The organism is Frateuria sp. Soil773, from assembly GCF_001428405.1.
Taxonomy (GTDB): domain Bacteria; phylum Pseudomonadota; class Gammaproteobacteria; order Xanthomonadales; family Rhodanobacteraceae; genus LMSL01.
In genome coordinates this window covers 17006-37933 of record NZ_LMSL01000004.1, presented here as the reverse complement: position 1 = coordinate 37933, position 20928 = coordinate 17006, and the positions used below count along the sequence as shown (strand labels likewise).

The 20928-nt window shown below is 71.4% G+C and carries 20 protein-coding genes; 12 read left to right on the top strand and 8 right to left on the bottom strand.

The features are described from left to right. Nucleotides 1-148: 148 nt before the first annotated feature. Nucleotides 149-1093, bottom strand: a complete 945-nt coding sequence (gene gcvA / locus ASG87_RS02955) for a transcriptional regulator GcvA (RefSeq protein WP_056000601.1) — start codon at nt 1091-1093, stop codon at nt 149-151. A gap of 137 nt (nt 1094-1230) precedes the next feature. Between gcvA and ASG87_RS02950 the strand changes: the two genes are divergently transcribed. From ASG87_RS02950 to ASG87_RS02930, 5 genes are all read left to right on the top strand, one after another. Further along, nucleotides 1231-2055 carry an MBL fold metallo-hydrolase gene (locus ASG87_RS02950; RefSeq protein ID WP_056000598.1) on the top strand — a complete coding sequence of 275 codons (825 nt, stop codon included), beginning with the start codon at nt 1231-1233 and terminating at the stop codon, nt 2053-2055. Next, the gene (locus tag ASG87_RS02945; RefSeq protein WP_056000595.1) at nt 2052-2885 is read left to right on the top strand and encodes an MBL fold metallo-hydrolase; all 834 of its coding nucleotides are present in this window, start codon (nt 2052-2054) and stop codon (nt 2883-2885) included. Before ASG87_RS02950 ends, ASG87_RS02945 begins: the two co-directional genes overlap by 4 nt. Nucleotides 2886-3089: 204 nt before the next feature. After that, nucleotides 3090-4103, top strand: coding sequence for an ATP-binding protein (locus tag ASG87_RS02940; protein ID WP_056000592.1), 1014 nt, complete (start codon nt 3090-3092; stop codon nt 4101-4103). Beyond that, nucleotides 4096-5493 carry a nitrogen regulation protein NR(I) gene (gene ntrC / locus ASG87_RS02935; protein WP_056000589.1) on the top strand — a complete coding sequence of 466 codons (1398 nt, stop codon included), beginning with the start codon at nt 4096-4098 and terminating at the stop codon, nt 5491-5493. Before ASG87_RS02940 ends, ntrC begins: the two co-directional genes overlap by 8 nt. A gap of 11 nt (nt 5494-5504) precedes the next feature. Then, the gene (locus ASG87_RS02930) at nt 5505-5963 is read left to right on the top strand and encodes a GNAT family N-acetyltransferase (RefSeq protein ID WP_056000783.1); all 459 of its coding nucleotides are present in this window, start codon (nt 5505-5507) and stop codon (nt 5961-5963) included. A 130-nt stretch (nt 5964-6093) separates the two neighbouring features. Here the strand turns inward: ASG87_RS02930 and ASG87_RS02925 are convergent, their stop codons facing one another. Further along, nucleotides 6094-7233: a hypothetical protein gene (locus ASG87_RS02925; RefSeq protein ID WP_056000586.1), complete on the bottom strand. Its 1140-nt coding sequence runs from the start codon at nt 7231-7233 to the stop codon at nt 6094-6096. 117 nt (nt 7234-7350) lie between these two features. Here ASG87_RS02925 and ASG87_RS02920 point away from each other — a divergent pair, with 117 nt between their 5' ends. Further along, nucleotides 7351-8634, top strand: coding sequence for an acetyl-CoA C-acetyltransferase (locus ASG87_RS02920; RefSeq protein WP_056000582.1), 1284 nt, complete (start codon nt 7351-7353; stop codon nt 8632-8634). Nucleotides 8635-8685: 51 nt separating this feature from the next. Next, on the top strand, nt 8686-9228 hold the full coding sequence (locus tag ASG87_RS02915; RefSeq protein WP_056000580.1) for an energy transducer TonB: 543 nt from the start codon (nt 8686-8688) through the stop codon (nt 9226-9228). Between the two features lie 417 nt (nt 9229-9645). Here ASG87_RS02915 and ASG87_RS02910 read toward each other — a convergent pair whose 3' ends face one another. From ASG87_RS02910 to ASG87_RS02890, 5 genes are all read right to left on the bottom strand, one after another. Next, complete coding sequence (locus ASG87_RS02910; protein WP_056000780.1) at nt 9646-11529, bottom strand: phospholipase D family protein; 1884 nt, start codon at nt 11527-11529, stop codon at nt 9646-9648. Nucleotides 11530-11551: 22 nt separating this feature from the next. Continuing rightward, nucleotides 11552-12121 (bottom strand): YceI family protein, encoded by a 570-nt coding sequence (locus tag ASG87_RS20410; protein WP_056000578.1) that lies wholly within the window; start codon nt 12119-12121, stop codon nt 11552-11554. Continuing rightward, the gene (locus tag ASG87_RS20405; protein WP_056000577.1) at nt 12118-12591 is read right to left on the bottom strand and encodes a histidine phosphatase family protein; all 474 of its coding nucleotides are present in this window, start codon (nt 12589-12591) and stop codon (nt 12118-12120) included. Before ASG87_RS20405 ends, ASG87_RS20410 begins: the two co-directional genes overlap by 4 nt. Nucleotides 12592-12647: 56 nt before the next feature. Beyond that, on the bottom strand, nt 12648-13280 hold the full coding sequence (locus tag ASG87_RS02895; protein ID WP_056000574.1) for a ParA family protein: 633 nt from the start codon (nt 13278-13280) through the stop codon (nt 12648-12650). A gap of 97 nt (nt 13281-13377) precedes the next feature. Then, complete coding sequence (locus ASG87_RS02890; RefSeq protein ID WP_056000571.1) at nt 13378-14391, bottom strand: hypothetical protein; 1014 nt, start codon at nt 14389-14391, stop codon at nt 13378-13380. Nucleotides 14392-14550: 159 nt separating this feature from the next. Between ASG87_RS02890 and ASG87_RS02885 the strand changes: the two genes are divergently transcribed. Beyond that, entirely contained in the window at nt 14551-14745 is a 195-nt protein-coding gene (locus ASG87_RS02885) for a hypothetical protein (protein WP_056000568.1), read from the top strand. A 46-nt stretch (nt 14746-14791) separates the two neighbouring features. Here ASG87_RS02885 and speE read toward each other — a convergent pair whose 3' ends face one another. Next, nucleotides 14792-15646, bottom strand: a complete 855-nt coding sequence (speE, locus tag ASG87_RS02880; protein ID WP_056000565.1) for a polyamine aminopropyltransferase — start codon at nt 15644-15646, stop codon at nt 14792-14794. 275 nt (nt 15647-15921) lie between these two features. On the opposite strand from speE, the gene speA reads away from it, so the two are divergent. The 4 genes from speA (at nt 15922) to ASG87_RS02860 (ending at nt 20871) form a co-directional block, all read left to right on the top strand. After that, nucleotides 15922-17811 carry an arginine decarboxylase gene (speA, locus tag ASG87_RS02875; protein WP_056000562.1) on the top strand — a complete coding sequence of 630 codons (1890 nt, stop codon included), beginning with the start codon at nt 15922-15924 and terminating at the stop codon, nt 17809-17811. Between the two features lie 175 nt (nt 17812-17986). After that, complete coding sequence (locus ASG87_RS02870) at nt 17987-18772, top strand: 3-hydroxybutyrate dehydrogenase (protein ID WP_056000559.1); 786 nt, start codon at nt 17987-17989, stop codon at nt 18770-18772. Nucleotides 18773-18775: 3 nt separating this feature from the next. Further along, nucleotides 18776-19951, top strand: a complete 1176-nt coding sequence (locus ASG87_RS02865; RefSeq protein ID WP_056000556.1) for a patatin-like phospholipase family protein — start codon at nt 18776-18778, stop codon at nt 19949-19951. Nucleotides 19952-20007: 56 nt separating this feature from the next. Next, nucleotides 20008-20871 carry an NAD(P)-dependent oxidoreductase gene (locus ASG87_RS02860; protein ID WP_056000553.1) on the top strand — a complete coding sequence of 288 codons (864 nt, stop codon included), beginning with the start codon at nt 20008-20010 and terminating at the stop codon, nt 20869-20871. Nucleotides 20872-20928 lie beyond the last annotated feature (57 nt).

Below are 20928 nucleotides of genomic sequence, written 5' to 3'. Positions count from 1 at the left end.
GGTGCACGCCATCGCCGACGATCCGCGGTCCTGCCCAGGGGCACCGTGAGCATGCGTCGGCGCTCCGGGCCCGGCATGTCCATCGACGGGTCGGTCCAGTCGAGTCGCCCTGAGGCGCGATGTCCAGATCGTCTGATGTCCAGGTTGCCTATTCGAGCCCTCCGCTCTCGCCGCTGCGACGTTGCCCGCGGAGAACCTGCTCCGCGGAGGCTTCCTTGCGCAGCCAGCGGCAGAAGGCATCGACGGCCGGGTTGCCGGCGCCCCGCCGGCGGACGATCCAGAACGCGTAGGCGTTGGGCAGGGCGTGGCCGAACGGCCTGACCAGGCGGCCGCGGCGGAGGTCCTCCGCAACCAGCGGGGCGACGCCCAGGGCAACGCCGTGCCCGGCGGCCGCGGCCTCCTGGGCGAGGTAGATGCTTGCGAAGACCGGGCCACGGGCGGCGTCCATCTGGCTTGCGCCGGCAGCTTCCAGCCATGCGGGCCAGTCCGGCACGCCGGGGCGTCCGGCGGCGCTTTCATCGTGGAGCAGCGTGTGGTGGCGCAGGTCGGAAGGTGCCGTCAGCGGCGGAACCGCCAGCGAAGGCGCGCAGACCGGAAACGACTGGGCCTCCATGAGCCGCTCGGCGCGTACGCCCGTATAGCCGCCGGGCCCGTAGCGGATGGCGACGTCGACGCCGCCGTGGGCGACATCGGCGTGCTCGTCGCCGGTTTCGATGCGGACCTTGAGATCGGGATGGTCGCGGTGGAACCGGTGCAGCCGGGGCGCAAGCCATTTCGCGGCGAAGGATTCCACGGTGCTGACGCGCAGATGCGCGGCCGCGGGCGCGGTGGCCCGGTCCAGGGCCAGGTCGAGCTGTCCGAAAAGCTCGCCCAGCGACGTGGCAAGCGCCTCGCCCTCGGCGGTCAGTTCGACGCAGCGATGGCCGCGCCGGAACAGCTCCGTTTCCAGGTAGGCCTCCAGGCGCTTCACCTGGTGGCTGACCGCCGCTGGAGTGACGAACAACTGCGCGGCGGCAGCCTGGAAGCTGCGGCATCGCGCGGCCGCCTCGAAGGCCCGAAGCGCGTTGAGCGGGGCGGGACGGCGCGGTTTCACAATCGCTATCGCTTCGGGCCTGGGGTGTGGCCTGCATCCTATCAAGTTACTTTTTCTAATGTGGGCGGAAAAAAACTCGTTTGCCGCGCTCCGATGCGCCTGGCGACGATGACGCCATTGAACGGCGGGCGATCATCGTGAGATTCGAAGAGCTGGATTCCGACGTGCTGATGTTCGTCGGCGACGACTACGAGTCGGTCGCCACCGTCTTCCTCGACGGCGACGACGCGCTGCTGGTCGACTCGCTCGGCGGCGCGGACGACGCGCGCCGGCTCCGCCAGGTGCTGTGCGGGGAGATGGGCAGGACGGTGCGCATCGTCGCGGCGACCCATTTCATGAGCGACCACGTCGCCGGCATGCCGCTGTTCGCGGATGCGCTGACGATCGCGCACCGGCACCATCGCCATGCCTTCCTTTCGCAGAACCGGCGGGTCGATGCGTTCTACCGCGAGCCGCGGGTACTGTTCGACGGCGCGATGACGGTGCGCTGGGGGCGGCACGAGCTGCGCTTCGTGCACAACCCCGGCAAGACCATGGACCACGTCAGCGTGGACGTGCCCACCGCCGATCTGGTCTGCGCCGGCGACAACATCGTCGGCAACATCGTCTATCTCTCGAAGGCGGACCCCGCGCTGATGCGCTCGGCCATCGGCCGGATGAAGCAGTTCGGCCGCGGCACGGTGATCGGCGGCCACATGGGGCGGTTCGCCGCCGGCGTGCTCGACAATGCCATCCACTACCTCGACTCGCTGGCGGACACCGTGGTGCGGTTGCGCACCGGGTTTGCACCGGAAGCGGCGGACGAGCGCATCGCGTCGATCCGGATCGAAGACTGTCTTGCGCCGGGGGTGGAGCCGTCCGCATTCGAACGCGAGTGGCACCGGCGCAACCTGGAGGCCGTCGTCGCGCAGTCCATCTTCGCGCTTGATGCGGCGCTCGCGGCGCGCGGGGAGTGCGCATGAACCGCCGCGGCTTCCTTGCTGCATGCGCCGGACTCGCCGCCGGGACCTTGCTTCCGGGCAGGGTCGCCTTCGCCGCCGCCGGGGCCGGGTTGCGCATCCAGCGCCTCGCATGGGCGGGCCTGCGCCTGCAATTGCCGGGGGCGACGCTGTTCATCGATCCGCTGGTCGATCCGGCGGCATGGGGGAGCGCGCTCAAGGACCGGCTGGTTCCCGTCGACGACGCGGTCGGCGACGCGTACGTCCTGGTCACCCACATCCATCCCGACCATTTCGATGCGCGGGCAGCGGCCGACGCCCTCCGCCGCGGCGGTGTCCTGATCCATCCGGCCGGGACGAACCCGCTGCCCGTGCCGCCGCATGCGCGCGCACGGCCGGCCGCGCTGTGGGAGCCGCAGCTCCTCGGCGATTTCACCGCGACGGCGGTGCCCGCGATGGACGGCTACGGCGATCCGCAGGTGTCGTGGGTGGTGTCGGCCGGAGGCCGGCGCATCTTCCACGGCGGCGACACGCTGTGGCACGGGTACTGGTGGCGCATCGGCCGCCAGTTCGGGCCGTTCGACGCCGCCTTCCTGCCGGTCAACGGCGCGCACTTCGGCTGGCGCAAGCCGGTCAGCGGCCAACCCGGCGTGCTCACGCCGGAACAGGCGGTGGCAGCCGCGGACATCCTCGGCGCGCGGCGCCTGGTACCCATCCACTACGGCATCTCCGGCATGGACGACTACGTGGAAGCCGGGCATTCCATCGAACGCCTGCGTGCGGCCGCCCGCGCGAAGTCCGTGACGATCCAGCCGATGGCGCCGGGCGAGTGGATGGACTGGGACGCGGGGTGAGCGCACGGTACGGCGTGGCGGCGGCGCTGCCCTGGGTCATGCCCCGGCATGGGAGCGGGCCGGTGGGCGTCATCGCAACCGCGCCTGGGCGAATATCCGGGCCGGAGGCTGGAAAACGGGCGGTCGATGAGCGCAAGGCGGGATAGCCGGGCGATCCGGGCCATATCGGTTGCACCAATAGTGTGCGTTGGCCATGATGGTGCAATGAGCGAGGAAGCCTGGCGCGACGTGGCGGAGCAGATGGCGACCGGGCTGGCCCTGGTCGATGCGCAGTTGCGCCTGCAATGGATCAATCCGGCGCTGGCCGAGCAGTGGCGGCTGGGGCCGCGCAGCGTGCTCGGGCAGCCGCTGGCGACGCTGCTGCGCGAGCCGGAAGCGGTGGCGCAGGCGGCGCGCGCCCTGGCCGAGCAGCGGCCGCTGCAACTGCGCGCGGTGCCGTTGCAGGCGCTGCGCGACGGTGCGCCGGACGCCGACGTAGCGATGCAGCCGCTCGACGACGGCCGGCTGCTGCTGGAGGTGCACGTGCTGGGCGAGCCGGCGGCGGCCGCGTCGCCGCTGTCGGCAACCCTGCGCGGCTTCGCGCATGAGGTGAAGAACCCGCTGGCCGGCCTGCGCGGCGCCGCCCAGTTGCTGCAGCGCCGGCTGGACGATGCGGACCTGCGCGCCCTGGCCGCGATGGTGATCGCCGAGGCCGACCGGCTGGCGGAACTGGCCAACCGGCTGCTGCACCACGAGGGCGCGCCGCGCCTGGAACCGCTGAACGTCCATCGCCTGCTGGAGCGGCTGGGCGAACTGCTGCAGGCCGAACCGGCGCCGCTGCAATTGCGCCACGACTACGACCCCAGCCTGCCGGACCTGCACGCCGACGCGGACCGCCTGTTGCAGGTGCTGCTGAACCTGGCGCGCAACGCGCGCGAGGCCGGCGCCCGCTCGCTGACCCTGCGCACCCGCGCCGAGCATGGGTTGCGCTTCGGCGACCGGGTGCTGCGCAGCGCCTTGCGGCTGGACGTGATCGACGACGGTGCCGGCGTGCCGGACGCCCTGCGCGACAGCCTGTTCCAGCCGCTGGTGTCCGGCCGCGCCGACGGCAGCGGGCTCGGGCTGGCGCTGTCGCGCGAGATCGCGCAGGAGCACGGTGGCGACCTGCGCTGCAGCGCCAGCCGTCCGGGCGAGACGGTGTTCTCGCTGTACCTGCCCCTGGAGCGCGCGCATGACTGACCGGACCGTACCGCCGGAAATCTGGATCGCCGACGACGACCGCGGCGTGCGCTTCGTGCTGGCCGAGGCATTGCGCGACGCCGGGCTGGCGGTGCGCGAGTTCGGCGAGGCGGCAGGCGTGCGCGCGGCCTTGCGCGAGGCGCGCCCGGCGCTGCTGCTGACCGACGTGCGCATGCCCGGCGAGGGCGGCCTGGCCCTGCTCGACCAGTGGAAGGCGCAGGGGCTCGGCCCGGCGATCGTGATGAGCGCGTATACCGACGTGGCCACCGCGGCCGCGGCCTATCGCGCCGGCGCCGTCGATTACCTGGCCAAGCCGTTCGATCTCGATCAGGCGGTGGCGGCGGTGCAGCGCGCGCTGGCCGGCCATGCCGTACCGGCGCCGGCTGCGGCCGCACCGGCGGCGCCGGCACATGCGCTGCTTGGCGAGAGCGCGGCGATGCGCGAGGTGTTCCGGCTGATCGGGCGCGTCGCGGCGAGCGACCTCAACGTGCTGGTCACCGGCGAGACCGGCACCGGCAAGGAACTGGTGGCGCGCGCGCTGCACGACGAAAGCGCGCGCCGCGGCAAGCCGTTCGTCGCGTTGAACACCGCGGCGATCCCCAGCGAACTGCTGGAGAGCGAGCTGTTCGGCCACGAGGCCGGCGCCTTCACCGGCGCGACCCGGCGGGTGGCCGGCCGCTTCGAGCAGGCCGAGGGCGGCACCCTGTTCCTGGACGAGATCGGCGACATGCCGCTGGCATTGCAGACGCGGCTGCTGCGCGTGCTCGCCGGCGGCGAGTTCTACCGCGTCGGCGGGCGCGAGCTGATCCGCGGCGACGTGCGCATCGTCGCGGCCACCCACCAGGACCTGGATGCGCGCGTCGCCGCCGGCCAGTTTCGCGCCGACCTCAAGCACCGGCTCGACGTGGTGCGCATCGAGCTGCCCGCGCTGCGCAGCCGGCGCAGCGACATCCCGCTGCTGGCCCGGCACTTTCTCGCATCGGCGGCGGTCGAGCTGAAGCTGCCGCCCAAGCGCTTCGCCCGCGCCGCGCTGAAGGCGCTGGAGCAGCGCGATTTTCCCGGCAACGTGCGCGAGCTGGAAAACCTGTGCCGGCGCCTCGCGGTGATCGCGCCGGGCGCCGAGATCCATCCCGCCGACCTCGGCGCCGGCCAGGCGGGCCAGGCGTCCGGCGACTGGACCGACGCGCTGCGCGAGTGGGCGGACGAGGCGCTGGCGCGGGGCGAGGCGGACATCCACGCGCGGGCGCGCGAGGCGCTGGACCGCAGCCTGCTCGAAGCGGCGCTGGCGGCGCACGGCGGCCACCGGCAGCACGCGGCCGCCGCGCTCGGCGTCGGCCGCAACACCCTGACCCGCAAGCTCGGCGCCTCGCGCCGGCGGCGCACCCCATGAAGGAGCCCGGCATGGCCGTCACCGTCCGCGCGGCAAGGCGCGACGACCTCCCGCACCTGGTCGAGTGGAACGCCGCGATGGCGTGGGAAACCGAAGCCAAGGCGCTGGACCGCGGCGTGCTCGCGCGCGGCGTGGCCGCGGTCTTCGACGAGCCGCGGCGCGGTTTCTACCTGGTCGCCGAACAGGCGGGCGCGCCGGTGGCCTGCCTGCTGGTCACCTACGAGTGGAGCGACTGGCGCGCCGGCGACTTCTGGTGGATCCAGAGCGTCTACGTGGTGGCGCAGGCCCGCCGCGGCGGCGTGTTCCGCGCGCTGTACGCCGAGGTCTCGCGGCGCGCGCGCGAAGCCGGCGCGGTCGGCCTGCGCCTCTACGTGGAAACCGAGAACCGGCGCGCGCAGTCGACCTATGCCGACCTGGGCATGCAGCGCTGCCACTACTTCATGTACGAGCAGGCGCTGGGCGGCGAGTGACCGGCCGGGCGTTGCGGGTCGGCACGGTCTTCAGAACAGTTGGTCAGGATGGCCGATCGGGGCCGCCTGGCCGGTGCAGCCCGGGTCGATACAGCCTGGGTTGATACGGCGTGGCTCGATGCGGTGCTGCTCAGTGCAGCACCGGCGCCGGCGCGCCCAGGCGGCCGTCCGCGTCCAGCACGATGCGGCCGAGCGCATGCAGCTCCGCGGGTGCGCCGTAGCGTTCGGCCAGCCACGCGACCAGCCCGCCCAGGGCCTGCGGCCGCAGCGGATAGGCGTGGGCCAGCGGATGTGTCCGGCCACCGCGCGACTGCGCCACGGTGACCGCCACGATGCCGAGGCCCGGCGCCTCGTGCGCATACAACTGCACCGCTCCGTGCCCGGCCGCCGCTTCGTCCAGCGTTTCCAGCAGGACGCCGGGCAGGGTCGCACCGTCGCCGGGGGATGCGTCGCGCAGCGCCAGCGGCAGGCCGTGCGCGTCGAGCAGGGCGGCGTACTGGCGCAGCTCGAACACGATGCCGGCGAAGTCGTGCGCGCGCCGGGCGTTGTCGCCGGCCTGGCCGTGCAGCCACTGCGCGGGCGACTGCGCATGCACCTTGCCTTCGGCGTAGCGCAGCGGAAGGCCGCGTGCGCTGAGCACGTCTTCCTCGCGGTACGGCGTGAGCAGGGCCGCTTCCAGCAGCGTCCACAGCGGCGCCAGGTTCACGTGCTCGTATTGCACGCAGGTCAGCGCGAGCAGGTCGTTGCGGCTGAGGTAGCGCGCATGCTCCAGCCGTACGCCGAACGTGCGCATCAGCCAGTCGGCGGTGCGTTCGCCGGCCTCGCCGCGGCCCACCAGCTCGACTTCCAGCCGCTCGGCCAGGCCGGCGGCGAGCGTGTCCGCGGCGAGCAGGCTCAACGGCAGCAGCCGCATCGGCCCCTCGGCATAGGCCGGGTCGGGCTGCAGCGGCAGCGCCGGCATGCGCCCTTCGTGGGTGCCGAAGGCGACCACGTTCTCCAGGTGGCCGCGCGGCACCCGGCGCGCCAGTTCGTCCAGCGTGGCCCACGCCGGGAAGCCCGGCCGCAGCAGCTCGACCGCGTCGAACAGCGCGCCGGCCAGCGCCAGGCGCGCCTCGGCCACCGGCGGCACCAGCGCGTGCAGGTCGGCGGCGACCAGCGCCGCCAGTTCGGCCGCCTCGTCGCGGCCGAGGGTGAGCTGCCGGGGCGTTTCGCCGGGCGACAGCTCCAGCGCGAGCACGATCGGCAGGGCAACCAGCGGGGAGGCTTCCACGTGACGACAAACCCGAACGGCAAAGAACCGGGATTCTAGCATTCGCGCTTTCGGGCTTTCGCCGCCTGGCGGGGCGCGCTAGCCTTGCTGAACTCGAATCGTGGAACCGTCCAGGACATGGAAAACACGCAGAAGCGCGTCGGTGTGATCGGTGGTGTGCGCATTCCGTTCTGCCGCAACAACACTGCCTACGCCGACGTCGGCAACTTCGGCATGTCGGTCAAGGTGCTCGGCGCGCTGGTCGAGCGCTACGGGCTGCACGGCGTGGAACTGGGCGAAGTGGCGATGGGCGCTGTCATCAAGCACGCCTCGGACTGGAACCTCGCGCGCGAGGCGCTGCTCAGCTCCGGGCTGGCGCCGACCACGCCCGGCATCACCACCGCGCGCGCCTGCGGCACCTCGCTGGACAACACCATCATCATCGCCAACAAGATCGCCGCCGGGCAGATCGAGGCGGGCATCGCCGGCGGCTCGGACACCACCAGCGACGTGCCGATCGTGTACAGCCCGCGGCTGCGCAAGCGGCTGCTGGCGATCAACCGCGCCAAGGGCTGGCAGGACAAGCTGGCCGCCGCCACCCGCGACTTCTCGCTGAAGGAGCTCAAGCCCTCGTTCCCGGGCGTGGCCGAGCCGCGCACCGGCATGTCGATGGGCGACCACTGCGAGAAGATGGCGAAGGAATGGCACATCACCCGCGAGGCGCAGGACCGGCTCGCGCTGGAAAGCCACCGCAAGCTCGCCGCCGCGTACGAGTCGGGCTTCTTCGACGACCTGGTGGTGCCGTTCCGCGGCCTCAAGCGCGACGGCTTCCTGCGCCCCGACACCACGATGGAAAAGCTCGCCGCGCTGAAGCCGGCGTTCGACAAGAGCTCAGGCCAGGGCACGCTCACCGCGGGCAACTCCACCGGCCTGTCCGACGGCGCCGCCGCGGTGCTGCTGGCCAGCGAAGGCTGGGCGGCGCAGCGCGGGCTGGCGATCCAGGCCTGGGTGCGCGACGCGGAGGTCGCCGCGGTGGATTTCGTGCACGGCGAAGGGCTGCTGATGGCGCCGACCATCGCGGTGCCGCGCATGCTCGACCGCCACGGGCTGACCCTGCAGGACTTCGATTTCTACGAGATCCACGAAGCCTTCGCGGCGCAGGTGCTGTGCACGCTGCGCGCGTGGGAGTCGGCCGACTACTGCAAGAACCGGCTCGGCCGCGACGCCCCGCTGGGCGCGATCGATCCGGCGAAGCTCAACGTGCTCGGCTCCAGCCTCGCCGTGGGCCATCCGTTCGCCGCCACCGGCGCGCGCATCGTAGCCACCCTGGCGAAGGAGCTCGAGCGCAAGGGTTCCGGCCGCGGGCTGATCTCGATCTGCACCGCCGGCGGCATGGGCGTCACGATGATCCTGGAGCGCTGAGTCAGGCAAATGGCCGTCCGGACGTCCATCTTCGCGCGGGCCGGCTGAGCGATGCTGCGCTTGCGCACCACCGCCGGCCTGAGCCTGCTCGCGCTGATCGTGGGCACGGCGGGCACCGGCTGGCTCAGCGGGCAGACCGCCGGCTGGGCCGGACTGCCGCGCATGGCGGCCCAGCCGCGCCACGCGCCCCGGCACGCGCCGGCCGTGGCGCAGCGTGCCGCGCGCCGTGCGGCGGTGCCGGTCGCCGTGCGCCGGCCGGTGCCGGATTCCGGCGTAGCCCAGGCGGTGGCGGACGAAGCCGCGCCGCCGCCGGTGCTGACGCCGCTCAGCACGCCGGCCGATCCGCAGACGCCATATGCCGACCTGCGCGGCCACCTCGACGGCCGCGTGGTGCTGCGCATCGCGGTGGACGGCGCGGGCCGCGTGCGCCATGCGGCGGTGGGCAGCTCCAGCGGCGATCCGGTGCTCGACGCGCATGCCCTGGCCACGGTCGGCCGCTGGCGCTTCGCGGTGCCGGCCGACCGTCCGGACGGCTTCAGCGGCGACCTGCCGATGCGCTTCGACAGCGGCGAGCGCCTCGCCCACGCGCCCTGAGGGCTTGTCCGCGATCTCCGGGTATCCCCCGTGAAACGTCATCGCTGGCGGCTTTCAACAGCCGCAGGGCGGAGCCCGGCGTCGTTGAGTTTTCGAGGAAACAGCCATTGGATGATCGGCCCTTCGCCCGTTAAAGCACCCTTGCTTGACCAGCCCCGCGGCCGTTGAAAGCCGAAGGAATGACGAATGGCATGAAACGCGATCCAAACGAAACGTCATCCCAGCGAAAGCTGGGATCCAGCGTCTTTGATCTTTGGAGCATCGAGTCACTGGATGACCAGCCCTTCGGCTGTTGAAAAGCGCTTCCTGCTTGACCAGCCCTGCGGCTGTTGAAAAGCGCCTCGCAGGAATGACGACGAGGCGACTGGGCCGATGGAAGGATTTTGAACTGGAAGGATCGCGAACAGGGCCCGAGCCCTACAGGATGCCGGTGGCGCCGACGCCGAAGGCGGTGATGAGGCGCGTATAGATCAGCTTGAACGACAGCGCCACGTCGGGGAAGTCGCCCACCGGCTTGTAGCAACTGAAGAACGCCGGGTCGCTCGGGCGCATCGGCGTGCAGCCGTCCTTCAGCTCGTAGCTGGTGGCGTAGCGGTAGGGCCAGAAGTCGAACAGCGGCAGGCTCTCGGAAATGTCGCCGATCGCCTGGTTGATGTCGGTGAGCACCGGCACCACCGGCCTGCGCGGCGCGATCACCCAGGCGTTCTGCGGCGCGGTGTCGCGCATGATCGCGCTGCGCAACTGGTCGGCGAAGCGCCGGTCGTAGACGATCACCCCGGCCTCGGTGTTGTAGTGGTCCGAGCGCGGATCGAAGTTGTGCGAGCCGACCATCGCGAAGGCGTCGTCGACCACGATCGACTTCGCGTGCAGGCCGAACCGGCGGCCCTCGCTGACCAGCGGCGCCGGCCGGTTGCGGCTGCCGCGGCTGCCGAGCAGGCCGCGGGTTTCCACGTCCACGACGTGCGTATCCTCGCCCGTGCGCGCGGCCGGCGCGGCGGCGCCGTGCCATTCCATGCTGGCCCAGGCGTTGGCCTCGGCCGGGCCGAGCGCGTGCGGCTTCAGCTCGTAGATCTCGAAGCCGTACTTCTTCAGGTAGCGCTTGCGGTGCTTGTACGACATCGCGTACACCGCGAACGCGTCGGTGGAGGCGAGCGAGTTGGTCGACACGACGATGCGCGGCGGCGGCCGTTGCGCGTGCAGCCGTTCGAAGATGCGCCGGGCCCGCTTGCTCATCACCAGGTAGGGCGTCTGCAGCACCACCTCGCTCCTGGCGCTGCCGACCATCTGCATCACCCGGCGGGTGAATGCGCGCGCGTCGCGCTGGCGCGGCTGCTCGGTCTTGGCCGGCAGGTCGCTGAAGAAATCCACCTGGCCGGTGCGGATGCTGTGCGCGAGCACGTGCGCGCGCAGCCATTCGGTGTCCTCGGCCTCCTGCTGCACGCGGTAGACGCGCTGCGGATGGTCGTACTGCGGCGGCGGCCAGCCGGGCGGGGCCGGGTGGTCGAGGATGTGGCGGTTGACGTCGCGCAGGTGGGTCAGCGGCACCGCGCGCTTGTGCTGCCAGAACAACGCGAAGCTGCTCGCCATCGCACGGGCCGCCGGGCCGCCGACCAGCACGTCGCGGTCGACGTAGTCGAAGTCGTCGTCCCAGTCGAAATAGCGGTTCTGGTAGTTGCGTCCGCCGGTGATGCCGGCGGCATCGTCCACCAGCAGCACCTTGTTGTGCATGCGCTGGTTGAAGTTGAGGAAGCAGCACAGGATGCCGGCGGCCCATTCCACCGGCGCGGTGTGGGCTTTCTGGAAGGTCGGGTTGTACAGCCGTACCTGGAAGTTGGCATGCACGCGGGCCAGCCGGTCGAGCAGGGCGAGGTCGTCGAACGAGCCGAGCTGGTCGGCCAGGATGCGCACCTTCACGCCGCGCCGCGCCGCCTGCACCAGTTCGTCCAGCATCAGCTTGCCGGCGTCGTCCTCGTCCCAGATGTAGGTCTGCACGTCGATCGAGTGCTTCGCCGCGCGGATCAGGCTGAGCCGCGCCGCCAGGGCCGGCTCGCTGTCGCCGAGCAGGGCGACGACGTGCTGCGGCCGGGCGGGGGTGGATGCGGCGAGCGCCTGGTCGGCGGCGTCGAGCAGCGGCGAGTCGATGGCGCAGCGGTCGGCCTGCCGGCAATCGCTGTTCGCATCGGCGCTGGCGGCGACGAGGTAGTCGGCGCGGCGGATCTGCGAGCGCGACAGGCTGCAGCCTTGCAGCAGCGCGACGAAGGCGAGCAGGAGCGGCAGGAGGAAGGTACGGCGATGCGGCATGGCCGACATGATACGGGGGCGGCTAGCGCGTGGCAGGATCGAGCACGATCAGCAGGTCCAGATCGACCTGGTCCGACAGCGCGGTGCGGTGGCTGTCCATGCCGAAGGCGCTGCGCGACAACTGGCCGTGCACCCGGATCAGGCATGGCTGCGCGTCGCCGTCGGCGCAGCGGGCCGGCAGCAGCTCGAAGCTGACGGGACGGGTGACCCCGCGCAGGCTGAGCCGGCCGTCCAGCGCGCCGCCCCGGGCGAGCGTGGCGAACGGCAGCGGCGCGGAGAGGAAGCGGATGGAGGGATAGCGGGCGCTATCGAAGAATTCCGGCGCCAGCACCCAGCGCCGCACGCGGGCGGAACTCATCGCCAGGCTCTCCACCGCGATGTGCGCGTCGACCTGGGCCATGCCCTGCGGGTCCACGTGGATGTCGCCGGCCAGCCGGTCGAAGCGGCCGTTGACCGTGTGCAGCCACAGCAGGCGCACGCCGAAGTCGGCCTGCGAGCGGCTGCTGTCGATGCGGTAGTCGGTGCCGCAGGCGGGACCGGCGGCGAGCAGCAGGCCCGCCAGACCGAGGAGCGCGACGCGGATCCGCCTCACGGCGACCAGAAGGCATCCAGGCGGGCGTTGCCCGGCTCCAGCGCGCCGTCGAGGTGCAGCACGGCGAGGCCGCCCGGCGGCATGCCGCGGAACTCGTCCGAGCGGCCCTCGACCAGCAGGGCCACCAGCCGCTCGATGCCGGGGTTGTGGCCCACCAGCATCACCGTGCCGGCGTCGCCGTGCTGGTCGAGCAGGGCGAGCAGTTCGCCGGGCGTGGCGTCGTAGATTTCGTCGGCCAGTTGCGCGGCCAGCGCATTGCCGGCAGCGGCCAGCGCCAGGTCGGCGGTCTGCCGGGTGCGGCGGGCGGGCGAGCAGAGCACGCGCTCGGGCCGCGCGCCGTGCGCGGCGAGCCACTGGCCGGCCGCCCGCGCCTCCTGTTCGCCGTGCTGGCTCAGCGGTCGCTCGCGGTCGTCGCCGCCGCTGGCCGCGGGTACCGCTTCGGCGTGACGCAACAGGATCAGTTCGTGCATGGAAGGCTCCGGGCGGAAAGTGGGCCGCGACCGGCGCGGCGGGCGGTCGAGGCGGTTCAGTGCTGGCGCTTGATCCAGCGCAACAGGGGCGCCCAGTCCTGCTGCTGGTTGCGCACCTGTTCGGAGTGGTAGTCGAAGATGCCCTTGCCCAGCGCGGTCAGCAGCACGTAGGCCTGGCTGTCGCGCAACTGCGCGACGACCGGGAACGGCGACTGCTCGGCGAGCTGGGCGACCGCGTCCTGGCTGGCGTGGGTCCATGGCTTGAGCCGGTTGGCGACCAGCGCCACCGGCAGCTTGCCGCGCCTGATCCGCGCGATGCCGCCGAGATGGCCGAGGAAATCCAGCGTGGCGTGCAGGTCGAACGAGGAGGGCAGCACCGGCACCAGCAGCACGCTGGCCTGCTCCAGGTAGGGTTCCAGCTCGCGCTCGTGCGAGCCGGCGGGCGTGTCGATCAGTACCCGGTCGGTGTCCGGCGGCAGTTTCTGCAGTGCCTTGCGGCCGCCTTCCAGGCCGAGCACGCCGGGCACGCCGTCCGGCCGCAGGGTCGCCCAGCGGTAGCTGGAGCCTTGCCGGTCGGCATCGACGATCGCGGTGTGCCGGCCTTCCTGCGCCCAGTGCGAGGCCAACTGGGTCACCAGCGTGCTCTTGCCGCAACCGCCCTTGCTGCTTGCCACCAGCACCGTAAGCATGCGCCGCTCCCTTGCAGTCAGGTGCGGCCAGCCTAACCGGAGATGCCGGGAATGGGGAGTGGGCGCGCGGCCCGGGTCCGGGCCGTGCGGATGCGGGCTACGGCCTGTGGCTGTCCGGATGCGGCTGCCAGTCGGCCGGCGCCTCGGTCGGCAACTGGTAGTTGCGCAGCGCCTTCAGCAGCAGGCTCATCTCGGTGCCGCCGGTGCGCGCCAGCGCCAGCAGGTGCTGCGCCAGCGCCTTGTCGGTGGCCGCGCGCGCCGATAGCTGGGCGAAGTTCTGCACCTGCCAGATCAGGTTGCGGCGCGCGTGCCTGGCGTCTTCCTGCTGCGCCGGGTCGTCGGCTAGCACTTCGCGCAGGTGCAGGCCGAGCGAGCGGGCCAGCGGGCTGGAGCCCCATTCCAGGGTCTTGCCGAGCTTCAGGCAGTCGGCCTTCAGCGCGGCGTCCTCCTTGGCGTCCTCGCACAGCCGGGCGGTGGCCTGCAGCCCGGGCTGCGGCTGGGTGCCGGCCATGCCGAACACCAGCGTGGCCTGCACGCCGGCCGCGCCGGCGGCGGACTTCGGGTCGATCGTCTCCGCCGGCGGCGGCAGCACGCTCACCGTGGTGGCCAGCGCCTGCAGGCTGCTGCCGGTGTAGTCGTCGTAGAGCTTGGCCGCGGCGGCGCGCGCCAGGTCGGCGCGGGCCTCGTCGCGCTTGTTGTCGCGCGCGTCCTGGCCCAGCTTGAGCAGCCATACCGCGGCGTTGTCCGGGGCCTCGGTGACCAGCACGGCCAGCGCGTCGGCGTTTGGGCAGGCGCCGGCCTTGTCGTCGCAGTCGGCCAGCCGCACCCAGCTCATCGCGGGGCCGTGGCCGGGCGCGGTCACCGCGCGCTGGATCAGGTAATGGAAGCTGTTGAACTCGGGCTGGTCCTGCAGCGGCCGGGCCAGCAGGGCGGCGCCGAGCAGCGGCAGCGCGTCCGCGCGCGGGGCGATCACGCTGACCAGGTCGCGCTGGAAGGCGATCAGGGCCTTGGTGCGTGCGCGCTCGGCCTTGCCGGCGGCCGGGACGGCTGCGGCGGTGCCGGCCGCCAGGACGCAGGCCAGACCGAGGATCAGAGGGCGCCATCCACGCATGGTGTTCTCCCGACAGAAATAAAGCGGCCAGCATACCCATACCGGATTAAGCCCGCCTGATCCAGCGGCCGGGCGCCGCCCGCAAGCGCGGCCGCGCTTGTTAGCATGGCCGCTCGCCTGACGCGTCAGGTACTCGTGCGACCGTACAGGAGAGCCGTAGTGGAGCACTTTTCGATGTTCGCCGACCGCGCGCCCTGGTTCGTCGGCTGGGGCACGCTGGCACTGATCAACGCGGGGCTGGCGCAGGGCAAGAACCGCAGCGGCGGCATCTGGTTCCTGCTGTCGCTGGTATTCGGCCCGCTCGCCACGCTGGCGCTGGTGCTGCTGCCGAAGGTGCGCGCCAAGCTGTTCTAGCCGGCCGGGGAACGCGGTTGTGCGTTCCCCGTCGCCCGCGCAGGGCTTACTCGCCCAGCGCCTCGCGCATGAACTCCGGCTGCGCCAGCGCGCCCTTGTGGACCTCGGCGTTGTAGTAGCGGGTGGGGAAGCCCTTGGCTGCGGCGCCGCGCTCGCGGAAACCGGACAGGTCGCCGCCCTTGCGCGCCATCGTGCAGCTCCACCAGCCGGTCGGGTAGCACGGCTGCGGGAACGGCAGCGTCTTCACCGCGCTGAAGCCGGAGGTGCGCATGGCCGAGCGCATCGACTTGATCAGCTCGATGTGCGCCAGCGGCGATTCCGACTGCTGCACCAGGATGCCGCCGTGGCGCAGCGCCTTGAAGCAGCTTGCGTAGAACGCGGCGTTGAACAGGCCCTCGGCCGGACCGACCGGGTCGGTCGAATCGACGATCACCAGATCCAGCGACTCCGGCTCGCATTCGGCCATGTACTTGATGCCGTCGATGAACAGCAGTTCCGCGCGCGGATCGTTGTTCGATTCGCACAGCTCGGGGAAGTACTGCTCGGCCAGCCGCGTCACCCGCTCGTCGATCTCTACCTGGGTGGCCTTCTCCACTTCCTCGTGCTTGAGCACCTCGCGCAGCGTGCCGCAGTCGCCGCCGCCGATGATCACCACGCGCTTGGCGCGCGCATGGGTGAACAGCGCCGGATGGGTCATCATCTCGTGGTAGAGGAAGTTGTCGCGGCCGGTCAGCATCACGCAGCCGTCGATCACCATCAGGTTGCCCCAGTCGGTGGTCTGGTGGATCTCGATGGTCTGGAACGGGGTCTTTTCCGCATGCAGCAGCTTCTCCACGCGAAAGCCGATGGAAGAGCCGGAGGTCTGGTGGGCCTCGGTGAACCAGCTGAGCTGCTGCGACATGGCGGGTGATCCTGCTTAAAGCGTAGTGGGAAGACAAAGAAAGCCGATTGTAGCGGCAACCGGGCCTGACCGGCGGCCGCCATTAACCGCATATTGTCGCGGACGGCCATTACAATGGCAGCCTGGCCGGCCACCGCGACGCCGCGGTGGCCGCGCCGACAGGCTCCACCGGCCCCGCGGCGTGCGAGGCTTCCGGCCGGAGGGCTTGCGTTCCTGCATCCGTCAAGGCTCGCCGCTGCGACGACATCATCCGTTGGTACAAGGAGATTTCGCTGATGGCGAACCATTGGACTATCGAAGCGGCCCGCCACACCTACGCGGTGCCGCACTGGGGCGACGGCTACGTCGACGTCGACGCGGCCGGCCACGTCGTGATGCGCCCGCGTGGCCCGGGCGGGCCGGCGCTGTCGCTGCCGCAGATCGTCGAGCGCGCCCGCGCCGAGGGCCTGCGGCTGCCGCTGCTGGTGCGCTTCCCGGACATCCTCGCCGACCGCCTCGCGCGGTTGCAGGGCGCCTTCGCCAAGGCGATCGGCGAATGGGACTACGCGGGCGGCTATACCGCCGTCTACCCGATCAAGGTGAACCAGCAGCGCGGCGTGGCCGGCGAGCTGGTGGCCGCAGGCGCCGAAGGCTTCGGCCTGGAGGCGGGTTCCAAGCCCGAGCTGATGGCGGTGCTGGCGATGGCGCGGCCCGGCTCCATCGTGATCTGCAACGGCTACAAGGACCGCGAATACGTCCGCCTCGCGCTGATCGGGCGCAAGCTCGGCCTGCGCGTGTTCATCGTGATCGAGAAGCTGTCCGAGCTGGACCACGTGTTCGCCGAGGCGAAGGCGCTGGAGGTGGAACCGCTGCTCGGCGTGCGCGTGCGGCTGGCGTCCATCGGCGCCGGCAAGTGGCAGAACACCGGCGGCGACAAGGGCAAGTTCGGGCTGTCGCCGGCGCAGGTGCTCGACCTGATCGGGCGGCTGGAGCGGGCCGGGCTCAAGCACACGCTGAAGCTGCAGCATTTCCACATGGGCTCGCAGATCTCCAACGTGCGCGACATCGCCAACGGCATGCGCGAGGCCACCCGCTATTTCGTCGAGCTGACCCGGCTGGGCGTGCCGCTGGAGATCGTCGACGTCGGCGGCGGCCTGGGCGTGGACTACGAAGGCTCGCGCTCGCGCAGCCACAACTCGATCAACTATTCGATCGAGCAGTACGCCTCGACCATCGTGCAGTCGCTGGCCGAGGCGGTCGCCGCCGAAGGCCTGGCTGCGCCGCACATCCTCACCGAGGCCGGCCGCGCGATGACCGCGCACCACGCGGTGATGGTGGTCAACGTGACCGAGGTGGAGGCGGTGCCCGCCGGCGCGATGCCCGCCGCGCAGCCGGACGAGCCGAGCGTGCTGCGCCACCTGCGCGAGGTGCACGCGGAGCTGGACGCGCGCCCGCCGCTGGAGCTGTTCCACGAGGCCCAGCACCACCTGGCCGAGGGGCAGTCGCTGTATGCGCTGGGGCAGCTCGCGCTGGCCGATCGCGCGCGGCTGGACGAGATGTTCTACGCCATCGCCAACGCGGTGCGCGCGCGCCTGCTGCCCGCCGAGCGCGCGCACCGGCAGGCGCTGGACGAGCTGGACGAGAAGCTGGTGGACAAGTACTTCGTCAACTTCTCGGTGTTCGAGTCGGTGCCGGACATCTGGGCGATCGAGCAGATCTTCCCGATCGCGCCGATCGCGCGGCTGGACGAGCAGCCCACCCGCCGCGGCGTGATCGTGGACCTCACCTGCGATTCGGACGGCCGCATCGACCACTACGTGGATGCCGACGGCGTGGACGTGAGCCTGCCGCTGCACGCGCTGAAGGACGGCGAGAGCTACCGCCTGGGCATCTTCATGGTCGGCGCCTACCAGGAAACCCTGGGCGACATCCACAACCTGTTCGGCGACACCGACGCGGTGAACGTGCGGGTGGACGGCGATTCCTACGTCTTCGCGCACAGGCGCCGGGGCGACACCACCGACCTGATGCTCGACTACGTCGGCTACGACCTGGAGGCGCTGCGGCGCAGCTACCGCGAGCGCATCGCGGCGGCGGGCGTGGAAGGCGAGGCGGCGGAAAGGTTGTTCGCCACGTTGAACGAGGGCCTGACCGGCTATACCTATCTGTCCGAAGGTACGCACTGAGCGGCATGTGCGCAGACCTCCATCCGTCATTCCTGCGAAAGCAGGAGTCCAGCGCCTGTCAGGCGCTTGAAGTCACTGGATCCCCGCTTTCGCGGGGATGACGGGTGCAAGGGCGGGCAGGCCGCACGACCCGATTCCGTTCCGCTTTCCCCGTTCCCCATCGAAAGGAGTGGTTATGGCAAGTCTCGACGGCAAGGTGGCACTCATCACCGGCGCGGCCAGCGGCCTGGGCAAGGCGATCGCCGAGCTCTACGCGAAGCACGGCGCCAGCGTGGCGATCGCCGACATCAACCAGCAGGCGGCCGACGCCACCGCGGCACAGATCAACGCTGCCGGCGGCAAGGCGATCGGCATCGCGATGGACGTGACCGACGAGGCGGCGGTGAACGCCGGCACCGACAAGGCGGTGGCGGCCTTCGGCGCGCTCGACATCCTGATCTCCAACGCCGGCGTGCAGATCATCAACCCGATCGAGCAGTTCGCCTTCGCCGACTGGAAGAAGATGCTGGCGATCCACCTGGACGGCGGCTTCCTCACCACCAAGGCCGCGCTCAAGCACATGTACCAGGGCGACCGCGGCGGCATCGTGATCTACATGGGCTCGGTGCATTCGCACGAGGCGTCGAAGCTGAAATCCGCCTACGTCACCGCCAAGCACGGCCTGCTCGGCCTGGCCCGCACGCTGGCGAAGGAGGGCGCGCCGCACAACGTGCGCTCGCACGTGATCTGCCCGGGCTTCGTGCGTACCCCGCTGGTGGAGAAGCAGATCCCCGAGCAGGCCAAGGAGCTGGGCATCAGCGAGGACGAGGTGATCCGGAACGTGATGCTGAAGGACACCGTGGACGCGACCTTCACCACCGTCGAGGACATCGCGCAGACCGCGCTTTACCTGGCCACCTTCCCGAGCGCCGCGCTGACCGGGCAGTCGATCGTGGTCAGCCACGGCTGGTACATGCAGTAAGCCGTGGCTGCGACCAAGCGCCCGACGCCGCAGGCGACGCTGGCCGACACGGTGGCGCGCGACTACCGCACCGTCGCCCTGGTGCTGCAGGGCGGCGGCGCGCTCGGCGCCTACCAGGCCGGCGTCTACGAGGCGCTGGCCGGGGCCGGGCTGCAGCCGGACTGGCTGGCCGGCATCTCGATCGGCGCGCTCAACGCGGCGATCATCGCCGGCAACGCGCCGGAGCATCGCGTCGAGCGGCTGCGCGAGTTCTGGGAGACGATCTGCAAGCCGCCCTTGCTGCCGGCGTCGCTCGCCTTCGACGCGGCCGCATGGCCGCTGCTGTGGCAGAACGGCTTCAGCGGCCTGGCCGCGTGGCGCGCATTGACCGAGGGCCAGGCCGGCTTCTTCCAGCCGCGGCTGGCGCCGTTGCTGCCGTGGCACGCCAGCCCCGCCACCGCGAGCTGGTACGACACCGCGCCGCTGCGCGCCACCCTGGAGCGGCTGGCCGATTTCGACCGCATCAACGACGCGCGCGGCATGCGCGTGTCGGTGGGTGCGGTGAACGTGCGCACCGGCGATTTCACCTATTTCGACAATACCCGCGACACCCTGCGGCCCGAGCACTTCATGGCCTCCGGCGCGCTGCCGCCGGGGTTCCCCGCGGTGGAGATCGACGGCGAGTTCTACTGGGACGGCGGCATGGTCTCCAACACGCCGCTGTACAAGGTGCTGAGTGAGCGGCCCGGCCGCGACGCGCTGGTGTTCCAAGTCGACCTGTGGAGCGCGCACGGCAACCTGCCGCGCGACCTGGCGCAGGTAGCCGAGCGCAGCAAGGAGATCCAGTATTCCAGCCGCACCCGCCTGGTCACCGAGTTCATGCGGCGCACGCAGGAACAGCGCCGCCTGCTGCACGACCTGATGGCGCTGGTGCCCGAGGAACGCCGCGGCGACCCGGCCTACCGGCGCGCCGAGGCGCGCGCCGCCACCGCGCTGACCAACGTGGTCCACCTGATCTACCGCGACAAGCCCTACGAGGGCCACTACAAGGACTACGAGTTCAGCGCCGCCAGCATGCACGGCCATTGGCAGAGCGGGCTGGACGACATGCGCCACACGCTGGCGCACCCGCAATGGCTGGCCGCGCCCGGCCCCGACGCTCCCTTCGTGACCCACGACGTGCACCGAGCCGACACGTAGGCCCGCCTGCCGCGATAATGCGCCATCGCCTCCCCCGGCATTCCCAAGGACTCCGCATGACCCTCAAGGCAGCCTTCATCGGACTCGGCGCGATGGGCGCGCCGATGGCCGGCCATCTCAGGTCGAAGGGCCTGCTGCATGCGGTGGCCAACCGCACGCAGGCCAAGGCCGACGCGCTGGCGCGCGAACTGGGCGTCGCCGCGCCGGCCACGCTGGCCGAGCTTGCCGCGCAATGCGAGGTGGTCGCGCTGTGCGTCACCGCCGACGCCGACGTGATCGCCACGGTCGACGCGCTGGCGCCGCACCTGCGGCCGGGCGCCATCGTGATCGACCATTCCACCGTGGCGCCGGATACCGCGAAGCGTGCGGCGGCGAAGCTCGCCGCGGCCGGCGCGCATTTCCTCGACGCGCCGGTATCCGGCGGCGTGGAAGGCGCGAAGAACGGCAAGCTGTCAGTGATGGTCGGCGGCGATGCCGGCGTGCTGGAGCGGGCGCACCCGGTGCTGGAAGCCTATGCGCTGCGCGTCACCCATCTCGGCGGCGTCGGCGCCGGCCAGGCCACCAAGGCGGTCAACCAGGTGCTGGTCGCCGGCATCGCCCAGGCGGTGTGCGAGGGCTTGGCGCTGGGCGAGGCGCTCGGGCTCGATCCGGAGCGGCTGATCCCCACCCTGGGCGCCGGCGCCGCCGGCAACTGGTTCCTGGACAAGCGCGGCGCCACCATGCTGCGCGACGAGTTCGCGGTCGGCTTCAAGCTGTCGCTGCTGCACAAGGACCTGGGCATCGTGCACGGCATCGCCGAACAGGCGGGCACCGCGCGCGGCGTGATCGCGCGTTCGCTCGCCGACTACGCCGAGCTGATGAGCCAGGGCTACGGCGACGACGACATCTCGGCGCTGATCCGGCTGAAGCGCAAGCGCTGACCGGCCCGCGCAAGCAAGCCGCGCAAACGAAAAGGCCGCGCATCGGCGCGGCCTTTT